This window comes from Vibrio sp. TMPB1044 (assembly GCF_030442075.1).
GTDB lineage: Bacteria > Pseudomonadota > Gammaproteobacteria > Enterobacterales > Vibrionaceae > Vibrio > Vibrio satsumensis.
Window position 1 is genome coordinate 210682 of record NZ_JAUJED010000020.1, and the last position, 14668, is coordinate 225349.

15 protein-coding genes are annotated in these 14668 nt (G+C 44.2%); 6 read left to right on the top strand and 9 right to left on the bottom strand.

Annotated features, from left to right (window positions below):
* Positions 1-69 precede the first annotated feature (69 nt).
* Positions 70-753 (bottom strand): methionine ABC transporter permease, encoded by a 684-nt coding sequence (locus QQ041_RS14560; protein WP_017060764.1) that lies wholly within the window; start codon positions 751-753, stop codon positions 70-72.
* Positions 743-1777: a methionine ABC transporter ATP-binding protein MetN gene (gene metN, locus QQ041_RS14565; protein ID WP_017060763.1), complete on the bottom strand. Its 1035-nt coding sequence runs from the start codon at positions 1775-1777 to the stop codon at positions 743-745. The genes QQ041_RS14560 and metN overlap by 11 nt, the downstream gene beginning before the upstream one ends.
* 207 nt (positions 1778-1984) lie before the next feature.
* On the opposite strand from metN, the gene gmhB reads away from it, so the two are divergent.
* From gmhB to treC, 5 genes are all read left to right on the top strand, one after another.
* Positions 1985-2569 (top strand): D-glycero-beta-D-manno-heptose 1,7-bisphosphate 7-phosphatase, encoded by a 585-nt coding sequence (gene gmhB / locus QQ041_RS14570; RefSeq protein WP_017060762.1) that lies wholly within the window; start codon positions 1985-1987, stop codon positions 2567-2569.
* A gap of 63 nt (positions 2570-2632) precedes the next feature.
* Positions 2633-2968, top strand: a complete 336-nt coding sequence (locus QQ041_RS14575) for an MliC family protein (RefSeq protein ID WP_146492079.1) — start codon at positions 2633-2635, stop codon at positions 2966-2968.
* Positions 2969-3057: 89 nt separating this feature from the next.
* Positions 3058-4002 (top strand): trehalose operon repressor TreR, encoded by a 945-nt coding sequence (treR, locus tag QQ041_RS14580; protein ID WP_285954303.1) that lies wholly within the window; start codon positions 3058-3060, stop codon positions 4000-4002.
* A 204-nt stretch (positions 4003-4206) separates the two neighbouring features.
* Positions 4207-5631 carry a PTS trehalose transporter subunit IIBC gene (gene treB / locus QQ041_RS14585; RefSeq protein ID WP_285954304.1) on the top strand — a complete coding sequence of 475 codons (1425 nt, stop codon included), beginning with the start codon at positions 4207-4209 and terminating at the stop codon, positions 5629-5631.
* A gap of 141 nt (positions 5632-5772) precedes the next feature.
* Entirely contained in the window at positions 5773-7458 is a 1686-nt protein-coding gene (gene treC, locus QQ041_RS14590; RefSeq protein ID WP_285954305.1) for an alpha,alpha-phosphotrehalase, read from the top strand.
* A 143-nt stretch (positions 7459-7601) separates the two neighbouring features.
* Here treC and QQ041_RS14595 read toward each other — a convergent pair whose 3' ends face one another.
* The 3 genes from QQ041_RS14595 to QQ041_RS14605 form a co-directional block, all read right to left on the bottom strand.
* On the bottom strand, positions 7602-8510 hold the full coding sequence (locus tag QQ041_RS14595; RefSeq protein ID WP_285954306.1) for a hypothetical protein: 909 nt from the start codon (positions 8508-8510) through the stop codon (positions 7602-7604).
* Positions 8511-8612: 102 nt separating this feature from the next.
* Complete coding sequence (locus QQ041_RS14600) at positions 8613-10163, bottom strand: winged helix-turn-helix domain-containing protein (protein WP_285954307.1); 1551 nt, start codon at positions 10161-10163, stop codon at positions 8613-8615.
* A gap of 82 nt (positions 10164-10245) precedes the next feature.
* A complete protein-coding gene (locus QQ041_RS14605; protein ID WP_048661205.1) occupies positions 10246-10848 on the bottom strand; it encodes a YitT family protein in 603 nt (200 codons plus the stop codon).
* Positions 10849-11195: 347 nt separating this feature from the next.
* Here QQ041_RS14605 and glyA point away from each other — a divergent pair, with 347 nt between their 5' ends.
* A complete protein-coding gene (glyA, locus tag QQ041_RS14610; protein ID WP_048612231.1) occupies positions 11196-12446 on the top strand; it encodes a serine hydroxymethyltransferase in 1251 nt (416 codons plus the stop codon).
* Positions 12447-12824: 378 nt separating this feature from the next.
* Here the strand turns inward: glyA and QQ041_RS14615 are convergent, their stop codons facing one another.
* The 4 genes from QQ041_RS14615 to QQ041_RS14630 all read right to left on the bottom strand — a co-directional run bounded on the left by QQ041_RS14615 (position 12825) and on the right by QQ041_RS14630 (position 14656).
* Complete coding sequence (locus QQ041_RS14615; RefSeq protein ID WP_060982543.1) at positions 12825-13151, bottom strand: hypothetical protein; 327 nt, start codon at positions 13149-13151, stop codon at positions 12825-12827.
* 244 nt (positions 13152-13395) lie between these two features.
* Positions 13396-13587: a DUF4250 domain-containing protein gene (locus QQ041_RS14620; protein ID WP_010436438.1), complete on the bottom strand. Its 192-nt coding sequence runs from the start codon at positions 13585-13587 to the stop codon at positions 13396-13398.
* Position 13588: 1 nt separating this feature from the next.
* Complete coding sequence (locus QQ041_RS14625; protein WP_008222923.1) at positions 13589-13792, bottom strand: YaeP family protein; 204 nt, start codon at positions 13790-13792, stop codon at positions 13589-13591.
* Between the two features lie 168 nt (positions 13793-13960).
* On the bottom strand, positions 13961-14656 hold the full coding sequence (locus QQ041_RS14630; RefSeq protein ID WP_285954308.1) for a tellurite resistance TerB family protein: 696 nt from the start codon (positions 14654-14656) through the stop codon (positions 13961-13963).
* Positions 14657-14668 lie beyond the last annotated feature (12 nt).

Consider the following 14668-nt stretch of genomic DNA (forward strand, 5'->3'; position numbering starts at 1 on the left):
TTAATAAATCTATTTAATTTGGTTCAGACGACTCTTGTCTTAGAGAGTTTGCGTTTTAGCGCTGAGTCTTTATCTGTGGTCAACGCGGCGAACTAAGGAATCACCGATTGATTGAATAATTTGTACAAGCACAATCAACATCACTACCGTTACAGCCATGATGGTCACATCGTAACGGTGGAATCCGTAACGAATCGCGACATCACCTAGACCACCGCCACCAACCGTGCCCGCCATTGCTGAGTAGCTCACAAGTGTCACTAGCGTAATCGTTACTGAGTTGATAATAGTCGGTAGTGCTTCAGGAAGCAGAACCTTATTGATGATTTGTGTTGGTGTTGCGCCCATTGATTGAGCCGCTTCTACTAGACCTGTTGGTACTTCAAGTAGTGCACTTTCGATAAGTCGAGCCACAAATGGGATAGCACCAATCGTCAATGGAACAATCGCTGCTGTTGTGCCTATGAAGGTACCAATCAGCATCTTAGTTAGTGGGATAATCGCAACCATCAACACTAAGAAAGGCACTGAACGACCCACGTTCACAATCGCACCTAGAATCTTGTTTACTTTGGTGTTCTCTAACAGGCCACCTTTTTTAGTCGTGTGTAGAATCACGCCTAATGGAATACCGACAGCAAAGCCAACAATGCCCGCAACTGCAACCATGTAAAGCGTCTCGCCGGTTGCACCTAATAGAAGATTACCGTTAAGGCTGATCCAGTCAGCAATCTCGTTGAAACTAAAGGACATAACCAAGCACCTCTACTTTTACATTGTTGTCGCGTAGGAATTGGATAGCAGCATTATCATCTGCTTCATTACCGAACAGTTCAGCAACCATCATGCCGAACTTCACGCCGCCGGCGTAATCAAGGTCAGAGCTTAGGATGCTGACATCGATATTGAATTTGCGTGCAATCTGAGTCATCAGCGGAGCATCAACCGTTGCGCCCGTAAACTCAAGACGTACCAACGGGTAACTGCTGTTTACGCGAGTCTCTTGCAGGCGTGCTTGGTAATCTTCAGGGATCGTCAGATCCAACGTTGAACGAATGAATTGATGCGCTAGTTCAGTTTTAGGGTGAGCAAAGATGTCACCAACTGTGCCTTTCTCTACCAATTCACCACCGCCAATGATCGCCACTTCGTGACAAATGCTTTTCACTACATCCATCTCGTGCGTAATAAGCAGGATAGTGATGTTCAGCTTGCGGTTGATTTCACGCAGTAGCTCAAGAATCGATTGAGTGGTCGCAGGGTCCAATGCGCTGGTCGCTTCGTCACACAGCAGTACTTTCGGATCAGAGGCCAGTGCACGAGCAATCGCAACACGCTGCTTTTGACCGCCACTTAGGTTTGCCGGGTAGGTGTCTCGCTTATCCGCTAAGCCAACGAGTTCAAGTAACTCACTCACTTTTGCTTCAATAATCGCTTTATCTTTACCAGCAAGTTCTAAAGGCAGTGCTACATTGTTAAATACAGTACGAGAAGACAGCAGGTTGAAGTGCTGGAATATCATGCCGATGTTACGGCGCGCTTCGCTAAGTTCTGATTTGCTGAGTTTTGTTAGGTCGATACCGTCAACAATCACTTCACCAGAGGTCGGTGCTTCCAACATATTTACACAGCGGATTAGGGTACTTTTGCCTGCACCTGAAGAGCCGATGACTCCAAAGATTTGACCTTGAGGAATGTGGAGGTTGATATCAATTAAGGCATTGATTTCTTTAGTACCTTGATAAAAAACCTTGTTGACTTGATTCACTTTAATCATAGAGAAACCCGTGCAGGTAGAACAGAATAATATGTCGATAGCTCGCTCGATTTACAGACGATGCTATGGTGTTCTATGATCTAAGTCAATAGATATTTTTACGTCTAGACGGCTAAACGTCGATTGTATGGCTAAGCTAGAAACAATTCGTTAACGAACGCAAAACTAAATAGATAGTGATGAAGCAAATAAAGCGTGTAATAATTAATGATTAATAGAGAGTTGATAGAGAACAAAATTTTGTCTAAACCTGCTGTTTTTTTAGATCGTGATGGTGTGATTAACGTTGACCACGGCTACGTACATGATGAGCATGACTTTGAATACATTGACGGTGTGTTTGAAGCGGCGAAAGCGTTTAAAGATATGGGCTATTTATTGGTGCTAGTGACTAACCAGTCAGGCATTGCTCGCGGCATGTTTAGTGAAGACCGTTTTCTTTCTTTAACGCAGTGGATGGATTGGAACTTTGTTGATAACGGCGTTGAGCTTGATGGCATCTATTACTGCCCGCACCACGCTGAACACGGTATTGGTGACTACAAGCAAGATTGTGAATGTCGTAAACCAAAGCCAGGTATGTTCATTTCTGCTCGTGACTTTCTGAAGATTGATATGGCTAACTCGGTCATGATCGGCGATAAAGCTGAAGACATGATGGCTGCAGAAGCAGCAGGCGTTGGTACTAAAGTCTTAGTAAGAACAGGCAAACCAATCACTGAAAAAGGTGAAGCCTTGGCGAGCGTTGTGCTTGATAGCATTAAAGACGTGCCAGCTTTCTTAAAAGGTTAAGACACTAAGTCTCCTTCACTTAGATATAAGTGTTGTTCACTATATAAAGATGAGGAACGCAGTATGAAAGCATTGTTGATAGCATCTCTATGTACGGTAGCGTTATTCGGGTGTTCTAAATCCGCAGCGCCTGATGGTGCAGTATCGGACGATCAATTCGTGACTTATCAATGTGAGTCTGACGCTTCATTTAAGGTCGCTTACCTTGGTAATGAAAAAGCGGTATTACGTTTGCCAGAGAATGAATATCGCCTAACTCAAATATCGGCAGGTTCAGGAACGAAGTACATCTTAGATGATGGAACCTCTGAACTGATCAATAGCGTCACTTTACGCACTAAAGGTGACAACGCGCGTCTAGAACTTGGTCGTGTCGTCTATAAAAATTGCCGAAAGTAAGTCATAGTTAACTTCTAGGATTTACAAACAGTTAAGTGAGGGGGTATGCCCTCACTTTTTCTTCTCTTCCCTTTAACGTTAGACTTTTTATGAGCAAAAAACTCACTATTCTCGATATTGCTAAGCTGTCCGGTGTTGGTAAGTCAACCGTATCTCGCGTTCTGACCAATGATCCAAAAGTGAAACCTGAAACCCGAGAAAGGGTGGAAAGAGTAATTCAAGAATCTGGGTACACGCCTTCAAAGTCTGCGCAGTCGATGCGTGGTGGCAGTCAAAAAGTCATCGGTGTCATCATTTCTCGTCTGGATTCCCCTTCTGAAAACAAAGCAGTTAGCACTATGTTGGCTGAGTTGTATCGAGCGAATTACGATGTCGTGATCATGGAAAGCCAGCTAGATAGAGAAAAAGCCAATGAGCACCTTCAGGTTCTCAAGCGCCGCAATGTAGACGGCATAATCGTGTTTGGTTTTACTGATTGCGATATTCCTGCGATTGAAGCTTGGGAACACAAAGCGGTGGTTATTGCTCTGGATACCGAGAACGTGACGTCGATTAACTATGATAACCAACAGGTGATCAATAGTGCGTTAGCGCATCTGTCGGATCAGGGGATCTCTGAGGTTGGCTTCATCGGGGTTGATCCTAGCGACAAATCAACCGGTGAACTGCGTCTTAAGGCTTATCTCGATTGGTGTGAAAACACAGGTTCGGTGGCAAACTATCGCACTGGTCAACTTCATCACGAAAGTGCTTATCAGCTGGTGGATGAGGTACTAACACCTAACACCCAAGCTATAGTCTGTGCTAGTGACACATTGGCTCTCGGTGTGATCAAACGTCTGCAAGAGCGACAACGTGAAGATGTGGTCGTCACCGGCGTTGGTGGTAATGATCTTCTCTCTTTCTTGTTCCCTCGAGTATTTAGCATTGATCCTGGGTATCAATCTGCAGGTAAATTGGCCGCTAATCTATTGATCTCTCAGCTTTTAGGCAATTCAGAGATCTCTCATCACACTCAATCTCCGATTCTATAATCCACTCAATTAAGCGAAATTGAACCGCTTAGATTAAAATTAGAGTGTGATCTCTTTCAATTAATGGGACTGTTCCCATTTTAATTTATCATTCATGTGGGCATTATAATAACCGTATTTGGGAATGTTCCCATAAATCTAAATCTGAGTGGTTATAGCTACATGGTTTAGATGAGTAATTGAATGAAACCAGGGTGGGGTAGTATGAGTAAGATAGCGAAGCAAGACGTTGCGCGTCTTATCGAGTTAGTCGGTGGCAAAGAGAATATTGCGAGTGTCAGCCATTGTCTAACTCGACTGCGTTTTGTATTGAACGATACGGAACAAGCGAACAAAGCAGAATTAGAGAAGCTTAAACTGGTAAAAGGCTGCTTTACTAACGCAGGTCAATTCCAAGTCGTGATTGGCACCGAGGTTGATGAGGTGTACGCACTTTTGATTGAGCAAACTGGTAAAGATACATCATCAAAAGATGAGGCGAAGTTGGCTGCTCGTCAAAATATGAACTTCCTTGAGCGTGGTATATCCCATTTAGCCGAAATTTTCGTACCACTGTTGCCTGCCATCATTACTGGCGGTTTGATTCTTGGTTTCCGTAATGTGATTGGCGACATTCGCATGTTCGACGGCAAAACCCTAGTTGAAATCAGTCAATTCTGGGCAACGGTTCACTCTTTCTTATGGTTGATCGGCGAAGCTATTTTCTTCTTCCTTCCGGTTGGTGTGTGTTGGGCAACTGTTAAGAAGCTCGGCGGAACCCCTATTTTAGGCATCACGCTCGGTGTGACCTTGGTTTCCCCGCAATTGATGAACGCTTACATGATAGGTAAATCGGTACCTGAAGAGTGGGACTTTGGCTTGTTCGTGATAGAGAAAGTTGGTTATCAGGCTCAGGTGATCCCTGCGATGTTAGCGGGTGTGGCTCTGGCCTTCATCGAGACCAACCTTAAGCGTATTGTTCCTTCTTACCTGTACCTTGTTGTCGTGCCGTTCGTATCGATTATTTTGTCTGTGATTTTAGCGCACGCTTTCATTGGCCCATTTGGCCGTATGTTAGGCGATGGCGTGGCATTCGCGGCTAAAGCGGCAATGACGGGTGACTTTGCGATTCTTGGTTCAGTAGTCTTTGGCTTCCTATACGCACCTTTGGTTATTACAGGTATTCACCACACAACCAATGCCGTCGACCTACAACTGATGCAAGACTTAGGCGGCACACCAATCTGGCCTTTGATTGCGCTATCAAATATTGCACAAGCTTCAGCGGTTGTTGGCATCATCATCTTAAGCAAACGCGAAGGCGAACGAGATATCTCGGTTCCAGCTGCAATCTCTGCTTACTTAGGTGTAACAGAGCCAGCGATGTACGGCATCAACCTTAAATACAAATTCCCAATGCTGAGCGCAATGATCGGCAGTGCCGCAGCGGCTGCAATCTGTGGTAGTGCAGGTGTGATGGCGAATGGTATCGGTGTCGGTGGCTTGCCGGGCATCCTATCGATTCAACCTCAATATTGGTCGATTTACCTAGTTGCAATGCTGGTGGCGATTGTATTACCCGTCACGTTAACACTGTTCTTCTATAAACGAGCACAGATGAAAGGCGAGCTAGAAACCGCCAACGCGTAATGCATTAAATCAGCGATGACTCCAAAGTGAGTCATCGCTTTTTCTCTTAGTTATAGCTTTTTCTTTTAGTTATAACGGCTATTCGACCATGATTTGCATGGTGATTTTTATTTTATATTTTCTGGTAAGTGAGTGTTAGAGATGGCGATGACTGAACATGATGAAAGTTGGTGGAAAACCGCAACCATCTATCAAATCTACCCAAAGAGCTTTTGTGACAGTGGCAGTAAAGGTACTGGCGATATCAAAGGGATCATTTCAAAACTGGATTATCTTAAACACTTGAGTGTGGATGCCATTTGGTTAACCCCAGTTTACGCATCCCCAATGATCGATAACGGCTACGATATTTCAGATTACTACGCGATTAACCCGCAATTCGGCACCATGGAAGATTTCGACCTATTGCTGGCTGAAGCGCACCAACGTGGTATTCGTATCGTGATGGATATCGTGGTAAACCACACCTCAACAGAACATGCGTGGTTTCAGTCAGCATTGGGTGATAAAAACAGCCCATACCGCGACTACTACATATGGAAAGATCCTGTAAACGGCCAAGCACCAACCAACTGGCAGTCTAAGTTCGGTGGTAATGCATGGGAAATGGATGAAGCGACGGGTCAGTATTTCCTACACCTATTCGCGAAAGAGCAAGCCGACCTTAACTGGGAGACCCCGGTTGTACGCGAAGAAGTGAAAGACGTCATTAGCTTCTGGGCTGAGAAGGGCGTTGATGGTTTCCGCTTGGACGTGATCAACCTGATTTCGAAACAGCAAGACTTCCCCAATGATGATATCGGTGATGGTCGTCGTTTTTACACTGATGGCCCACGAGTGCACGAATACCTGAAAGAGATCAGCGAAGCGGTATTCCAGAAATACGGCAGCGTGACAGTAGGCGAGATGTCTTCAACGACACTCGAGCATTGCCAACAGTACTCAAACATTGATAACAGCGAGTTATCGATGGTGTTTAACTTCCACCACCTTAAGGTGGATTACACCAATGGTGAGAAGTGGACTAATGCGCCGTTTGATTTCTTGCAGCTCAAGTCGATCTTCAATCATTGGCAAACGGGTTTGAACGGCAAGGGCTGGGGCGCATTGTTTTGGTGTAACCACGACCAACCGCGAGTCGTGAGCCGCTTAGGTGATGATCAGCAATATCGTGTTGAGTCGGCCAAGATGTTGGCTGCGTCTGTCCACATGATGCAAGGCACGCCTTATATCTATCAAGGTGAAGAGATTGGCATGACCAACCCAGGTTACACCGAGATCAGCCAATATCGTGATGTTGAGAGCACCAATATGTATGACATCATGGTTAACCGTGATGGTGTGGCTCATCAAGATATGATGGCGATTCTGGCGCAGAAATCTCGTGATAACTCTCGCACGCCGATGCAGTGGAACAGCGAAGCGCATGCAGGCTTCTCACAAGCTCAGCCGTGGCTAGATGTTGCAAATAACTATACTGAGATCAATGCTGAGCAAGCGCTGGAAGACAAAGACTCTGTTTTTTACTTCTACAAGAGCTTGATTGAGTTACGTAAAGAAGTGCCAGTGATTACTCATGGTAGCTACAAAGACTTGTTGCCTGAGCACCCATCGGTATTTGCGTATTCTCGCGAGACTGATGATCAGACTTTGTTGTGTGTTAATAACTATTATGGTGAAGAGGCTGAATGCGTTTTACCTGAACGTTTTGAGATGGCAAAGGCTAAGAGCTTGTTGTCTAATTATCAAGTGAGCGAGAGTTTAGTGGCGTCTCATCATCAAGTTTTGCAACCTTACGAGACTCGTATTCTTTTGATCGAAGGTTAGCCTTGTTTTTATTTCAATCGGCTTGATTCTCTTCCCCTTAAAGGATTCGGCTGTTAAAAGGCTTTGGAGTGCTCCCCAAAGCCTTTTTTATTGTTTGCGGTTAGCTCGCGGTTAAGCTTATGTTTAGTGAATCTAAGTCAAGGCTAGCTAATTGAGGTCAGTATCGCTGCTGATTCTTCAATAGTAGATTGTTCTACAGACATCAATTCAATCTGTTCAATTAAGCCGATGCTTGGGTTGAACCAGCGCTCTGATGATGTGCCAAATTCTGCGGAATCCATGCCTTCACAGCTTATGTAGTAGGTGTTTTTCTCTGTTAGATTCGCAGCTTCAATTGATTTTTCTGAGATAGTGAAGCTCTTACGTACGCCTGTTTCGCCAATTTTTCGTTGCCAGGTAACTTGGCATGAAGTATCAATCGGCAAATTTTTCACCCATAGATGCTCTTCAAAGTCGTCTAATATATTTTTGACATCTGCACCATTTAGAGTCATTAGTCGTGAGGTGGTTTCTTCACTGATATCGAGGTTAGGGTTACTTTCTTTCACATCGGCGCCATTCAAACGAAAAAGTGGACTGCTGTGCATAACTGTTGTGATAAATAGGCTATCAATAAAGTAAGCTTTTGTTATTTCATGTAGTCCTTGGCCGGAGCCCACAAAATAGATAGTGCTATCCTTGTGGGTTTCCTCACTATCAGATATGAGTTCCTCGGTAACATAAAACTCTGTAATACCGTAATTGATGAGGTCATTGATAACTTGAACGACCGTTTCATTGCCGGTCTCTTCTTCTAACCCTGCAATAATGAGTTCACCGCTTAAAGGAGTGAAGTTCATTGTCATCACGCCTTCAGTTTGACCATCTTTGGTAAATGAGTAGCCCAATGTTGTTTCTGGTTTCGGGGAAAATGCAGAGCTTGCAATCGGGTAATCAACCTGATTGCTTGGCCCTTTGTTGCCACCTGTTGAACCAGAAGAAGAGCCACCTCCACCGCCACAACCATAGAGAGCAAAGAGAGAGGTCGCTAGCAGCGTCATTGTTTTCTTCATGTTTAATATTCCTAAAGTTGGAAGCCCTTGGTGGGCCCGATGTTTTTAGGAATGCTATTGTTTGAGGAGTAAATAGGGCAAAAAACGAAGTCACATAAGATCTTAATTTATATTTAAGTTGTTTATTTGAAAGGGTTTTTTATTGTCATTTGAAAACTGCTGCCCGACAGCGGTGCAGTAGTTAAGCATTAAGTTTTCCCATTGCTTTATGATCAGAGGCTCTTTAACGCTTAGCTTTAAGCTCTTCCAAGGTTGTAGGCAGGTCGATTTGGATTCCGGTTTAGATAGTCGAGCAAACAACTCTTCAGAAGGAACTACTCGTAATAACGCGACTAAGGATTCCATGTAGTTGAGGCGAAACTTATCCATGTCCCCTTGCTTGTAAGCAATATGAGAAACCATCATATACACCAGTGCGTTCTCGATGGTCGAATTGCCCGCCGTGTTGGTCAGAAATTCCTTCGCGGTTTGCAGGTCTCTTAACTTGAAGTGAATAATCCCAAGCCAGAGTTTTAGTTCGTCGGGAATCAACTTAAAACGCGTTTGCACCAGGCTAGTGAAGCTAATAAGGCGCTGGTGGTCGGTCTCAAACAGTGCCAGTTGTCGAGCGAGCAAGGTTGAAGTCATCACGTTGAGTGGAATGCTATCAAGTTTCAGCGTTTCCCCGTTTAGCAATCGGCTCAGCTCTTTATCACTGACAGACCACTCAGGTGATAGTGGAGCAGGTAAAGCGAAGTAGTTCGCTAGCTCTCTATTTATTTCCATCAAGTCTTCACTGAGGTTATCTATCTCTATTGAGTAGACACCGCGGAAAGCAAGTTTGCCTGAGCTTGGGTAAATAAGGCTGACTTTAGCCGCAAGGCGTGTATCGACTTCCTGATCCTTTAATTGAATATTGAGCAGGTAATCACTGGTGCGCATGTTTTTGGCACCCGGAAAGAAGGGCGTGCTGTCTATTGGGTCTACGAAGTAACTAGGTGCATCTTGATTCGCTAAGTCGGTATAAGCGTATTCAATTTGTTGTTGAAGTAGTAGCGCTTTAACGGCTTTGCGATACGTTCTCGCATTGTCTCCAATGGCATCGATACGGTTTAGCAGTAGCTCGACCTTAGGAATTAGCCTCTGTGTGCGTTCAAGCTCTGAGGCTTGGTTTGAAGAGTGCCAAAACATATAGCCTAAAGTCGCAGTGCTTATCAGCAGCACAACAGAGAGTGACAGTAACAAAAGATTAAACGGTGATGTCTTTTTACTTGGTTGAGGCTGTTCGGTTACCTCAAGAGGTTGGGGCTGTGCATTGGCCAAGCTCACAGAGCTAGGGTTAAGGAAGTAGCCCTTGCGCGGATAAGTCACCAGTATTTTGGTTGCGTCGCTATCTGGCAGGTGTTTTTGAAGTACTGAACGTAAGGTACTGATTCGGTTTGTCAGAACATTTTTGGAAATGAAGTTACTTTGCCATACAGATTCAATGATGTGCTCGGCAGCGAGCGGCTGACCAACGCTGGTAAGAAGTAACTCTAATAGCTCGATAGAACGAGGTTCTAAATCGATGACCTGCTTGTCGCAGCTTAAGACTCGTGTGTTGGTGTTGAATTCCAAGCCTTCAATATAAATAGAGGCTTGTTGGTCTTTGGCGCTAGAGAGGTAATCTTGCATAGAAAAGGCGACGGTTTATAAAACTTAAATACTAGCTGTTTTTATTATTAAAAACAGCTAGTAATTCATAGGGTGATTGGTATTAAGACGCGTAGTTCACGGAATAACGAGTCGGCTTGTGATTCATTGCTAATACAATGTTCAACACTGCAGTGCCCAATACAGAAACGGCAATTACCCAAGGCGATACAAAGAAGAATGATGCAAATAGAATACAGGCATCAATGGCCATTTGGGTTTTTCCTACTGAGATACCGTAGCGATCTTGAATGAACAGACACAATACGTTGAAACCACCCAGGCTTGAGCGGTGACGGAATAGGATTAGCATACCTAAGCCCATTAACAAGCCGCCGGCAACAGCACAATAGATCTCGTTATGAACTTCTAGCGAGATAACTAAGTATAAATGATCGGCAAACACAGACACTAAAGCACCAGAAATCGCGCTGCTAATAGCAAAGCTGCGGCCAAATCGTTTCCAGGCCAATAAGTAGAATGGACAATTGGCAACAAAGTACAAAATACCAAAGGTTACAGGCAAGAATTGACTCAAAAGCAGAGCCAAGCCAGTAGTACCACCGGTAAGCAGGTTCGCTGACTGTAAAAAGAAGACGCCTAACGCCACTAAAAACGTGCCAGTGAGAATCGCTACCCAATCTTCTTTACGTGAGTGTTTTTCCATCGTTTTTATAATTACCTAACCAATAAAGGCGTGCATAGTAGAGAAAAACCTTAGCTTTCGGTAGCTTGAGGTGCAAAATTAAGGTAAACCTATGTAATCTGCGTTTTACAGGGTGTAAAGCGTAAAATTGACAGTAAGCGTCATCTTTGGTTGGATAAGCTTAATAACCATGATGAATCTTATTTGTGATTATGAAAAAACTGCATGATAAAATTGCAATTAGCTCTTTATGACCTAGATCAAATTATGTAGAATGCGTTACATCAAAACGGTGACGGAAACGTTTGCTTTCGGTCGTTGTGTGGTTTTTTTGAAACTTTCAGTACAATCTGAGTCAGGAGATACAGATGCTTAAGCGTGACATGAACATTGCTGATTACGATGCGGACCTATTCGCAGCTATCCAAGAAGAAACTCTTCGTCAGGAAGAGCACATCGAACTTATCGCTTCAGAAAACTACACAAGCCCACGTGTAATGGAAGCTCAAGGTTCTCAGCTTACAAACAAATACGCTGAAGGTTACCCAGGCAAGCGTTACTACGGTGGTTGTGAGTACGTAGATAAAGTTGAAACTCTAGCAATCGAACGTGCATGTGAACTGTTTGGCGCTCAATACGCAAACGTACAACCTCACTCAGGTTCTCAAGCAAACAACGCTGTATACATGGCGCTACTGAATGCTGGCGATACGGTTCTTGGTATGAGCCTAGCGCACGGTGGTCACCTAACTCACGGTTCTCCAGTGAACTTCTCTGGTAAGCTTTACAACATCATCCCTTACGGTATCGATGAAGCAGGTCAAATCGATTACGAAGAGATGGAAGCGCTAGCTATCGAGCACAAGCCTAAGATGATCATCGGCGGTTTCTCAGCTTACTCTCAAGTTTGTGATTGGAAGCGCATGCGTGAAATCGCTGATAAAGTAGGCGCTTACTTCTTCGTAGATATGGCTCACGTTGCTGGTCTAATCGCTGCAGGCGTTTACCCGAACCCAGTTCCACACGCTCACGTTGTAACAACGACAACACACAAGACGCTTGCTGGTCCTCGTGGTGGTCTTATCCTTTCTAACGAAGGCGAAGATCTTTACAAGAAGCTAAACTCAGCAGTATTCCCAGGCGGCCAAGGTGGTCCTCTAATGCACGTTATCGCTGGTAAAGCAGTAGCGTTCAAAGAAGCTCTAGAGCCAGAATTCAAAGAATACCAAGCTCGCGTAGTTGCTAACGCAAAAGCAATGGTTGCTGAATTCCTTGCACGCGGTTACAACATCGTTTCAGGTTCTACAGAGAACCACCTGTTCCTAGTTGACCTAATCGACAAAGACATCACAGGTAAAGAAGCAGATGCAGCACTAGGTGCAGCGAACATCACAGTGAACAAGAACTCTGTACCAAACGATCCACGTAGCCCGTTCGTTACTTCAGGTATCCGTATCGGTTCTCCTTCTATCACTCGTCGCGGTTTCTCAGAAGCAGACGCGAAAGAGCTAGCAGGTTGGATCTGTGACATCCTAGATAACATGGGTGATGAGTCTGTTATCGAAGCAACAAAAGCAAAAGTATTAGAAATCTGTAAGCGTCTACCTGTTTACGCTTAATTTTTCTGCGTAGTAATTTGAATTTCGTCGTCGAGCATGCTCACTTACATCCGTAAGCTCCGCGTGCTCTCCTAGAATTTCAAACAACTACTTTGAAAAACACTTTTAAAGGGGCTCATTGAGTCCCTTTTTTATTGGTATAGAAATGCTTAGAGAGTGAACGAATTTCTGTGTCGCACATACTCATTTGCTAGCGCAAACTCCGTGTGAGCTCCTTGAACTTCGTTCATCTACTTTGAAAAAGAGTTTAAAGGTCCCTTTTGGGGCCTTTTTTGTATCTGTGGGTATGGAGTTGGGTTATCTGAGAATACAGAAAGGCTGATACTAAAAAGGGCTGATGCTTGCACATCAACCCTTTGTTGTTTGCTGGTCTCAATTTTACTTTTTGATGCTCAGTAAAGTGCCTGACTTACACTTGAACGAGTAGTAGCTGCGGCTTTCATTGAATTTGCCTAAGCCTTCGCCATCGCAGTAGTCGATGTTGATATCACGCATTACTTCTAGCGTATCTTCGCTGTTCAAAGCGAATTTAGAACCATCAGAACAGACGATACGAATTCGCTCATCATGGCTTACTGAGTAGATATCGACTTCGGTATTACACAGTTCAAAAGAGGCTTCACGAAAGTTATCTTGCTGAGTATTTGAAGAGCACCCTGCGGTGAGTGCGGCTGTGATAACGGCTAATAGTCCGAGTCTTTTCATTGTTAGTCCTTCGATATCATCCAACTTAGTGATGAGTTTTATATGCTGTTCTGGGTAGCCTATACAACAACACGCTTTGGTTCAAGGATCGCAGGTTGACTCTAGGATATAAAAGTATAGGCGCAAACAGATAATTTATAATAGGTTTATTGATCTTTGGCCTATTATGCACCCTTCTTCCGGCCAAAAAATAAAAAGACCAACACTAAGGTTGGCCTCTCAAAATCAAGCTTGTTCTAAATGACTATCTAAACTGTTTGGCTTCTGGAAGGAACTCAAAGCCAGCAGACGCAAGTTTCGCGATTAATGCTGCTTTGTCGATCTCGTAGAAGTTGACCACTCGATCCAAATCACCGCCGAAGTCATCACGCAGTTTCATGTTGACGATGCTCATCAACATCACAGGATCCATTTTTTCAAAGTTAGCGAGGTTCATATTAGTCCTCGAAATCTGAAATCAGTAAGTTAGCTGCGGCAAATGCTGCACGCTCACGCGCTTCTTTAGGAAGAGATTCATCTGCAGCAAGGTCATTCAATGTTTTTACCGCGCAGGTGATCGCTTTAGGGATATAGCCTTGGTCGCCACTGCCAATTTGAGAATACAGTTCACGCACCAAATCACAACAATCGTATACTTTCATTTTTATACCTAACCAAATGATAACTGATCTCAATATACACATAGAGATAAGCAAAAACAAAGTGGATCTGATTAAGTTCAGAGTTAGTTTGTTCTTGCTCAATATCTCATTCTGTTGATGCTCAACGTATCACTTTGCTAGCTTGCTTATTAGCCGGATATTGACTGCTTAACCAGAGATTTGCTGTTCAAGTTGATAAGTAACTTCATCATCAAGGTTGAGTTGCTTGGCTAACTCTTTGAGGTAAGCCTTCTCCATGAAGTTCTGCTCATCCGCTACAATCAAAGACGCTAAGTAGATCTCACTCGCTTGTTGAGGTGAGGTCGCGAGCTGAGCAATTTCACTTGGATCGAGTGGCTTGTGCAATTCTTCAGACACCAATTTAGTCAGTTGATAATCGGCACCCATGTTTTCGACGGCTTGCTCAATCTTGGCCATCTCTTCTTCATCAACATGACCATCCGCTTTGGATGCTGCAATCACCGATCTGAGAATCAGCACGCTGTGGTTTGCATCATTTTCATCAAACTTAGCCTGTTCGACATTGGGAGTCTGGCCTTGTTTGGACTGGTAGTCGTTGTAGACTTTATAAGCCAAAGCGCCCAGTGCTGCTGCGCCACCAATGCCAGCGGCTTTCTTACCCATTTTCTTGGTCTTCTTAGAGCCCATTAACGCCCCTAACAGTCCACCACCAACTGCGCCTGCACCGAAGGCGCCAAGTGTGCTCTTGTTGATACCCTTGCCATTGCTGCTACTGTCTTGAGATAGGTTGCTTAAACTCGAAGATCCTTGGGAAAACTTCTGAGTACCTTGTTTAACGAGATCTGACTTAAGTGCTTGGTTAAGTAAGCTTTTGATATCCATCGATACCTCCAA

Bases quoted from the DNA above. Each gene is read 5' to 3' on its own strand.
- QQ041_RS14560 (WP_017060764.1), bottom strand. From the start codon at position 753: ATGTCCTTTAGTTTCAACGAGATTGCTGACTGGATCAGCCTTAACGGT.
- metN (WP_017060763.1), bottom strand. From the start codon at position 1,777: ATGATTAAAGTGAATCAAGTCAACAAGGTTTTTTATCAAGGTACTAAA.
- gmhB (WP_017060762.1), top strand. From the start codon at position 1,985: ATGATTAATAGAGAGTTGATAGAGAACAAAATTTTGTCTAAACCTGCT.
- QQ041_RS14575 (WP_146492079.1), top strand. From the start codon at position 2,633: ATGAAAGCATTGTTGATAGCATCTCTATGTACGGTAGCGTTATTCGGG.
- treR (WP_285954303.1), top strand. From the start codon at position 3,058: ATGAGCAAAAAACTCACTATTCTCGATATTGCTAAGCTGTCCGGTGTT.
- treB (WP_285954304.1), top strand. From the start codon at position 4,207: ATGAGTAAGATAGCGAAGCAAGACGTTGCGCGTCTTATCGAGTTAGTC.
- treC (WP_285954305.1), top strand. From the start codon at position 5,773: ATGGCGATGACTGAACATGATGAAAGTTGGTGGAAAACCGCAACCATC.
- QQ041_RS14595 (WP_285954306.1), bottom strand. From the start codon at position 8,510: ATGAAGAAAACAATGACGCTGCTAGCGACCTCTCTCTTTGCTCTCTAT.
- QQ041_RS14600 (WP_285954307.1), bottom strand. From the start codon at position 10,163: ATGCAAGATTACCTCTCTAGCGCCAAAGACCAACAAGCCTCTATTTAT.
- QQ041_RS14605 (WP_048661205.1), bottom strand. From the start codon at position 10,848: ATGGAAAAACACTCACGTAAAGAAGATTGGGTAGCGATTCTCACTGGC.
- glyA (WP_048612231.1), top strand. From the start codon at position 11,196: ATGCTTAAGCGTGACATGAACATTGCTGATTACGATGCGGACCTATTC.
- QQ041_RS14615 (WP_060982543.1), bottom strand. From the start codon at position 13,151: ATGAAAAGACTCGGACTATTAGCCGTTATCACAGCCGCACTCACCGCA.
- QQ041_RS14620 (WP_010436438.1), bottom strand. From the start codon at position 13,587: ATGAACCTCGCTAACTTTGAAAAAATGGATCCTGTGATGTTGATGAGC.
- QQ041_RS14625 (WP_008222923.1), bottom strand. From the start codon at position 13,792: ATGAAAGTATACGATTGTTGTGATTTGGTGCGTGAACTGTATTCTCAA.
- QQ041_RS14630 (WP_285954308.1), bottom strand. From the start codon at position 14,656: ATGGATATCAAAAGCTTACTTAACCAAGCACTTAAGTCAGATCTCGTT.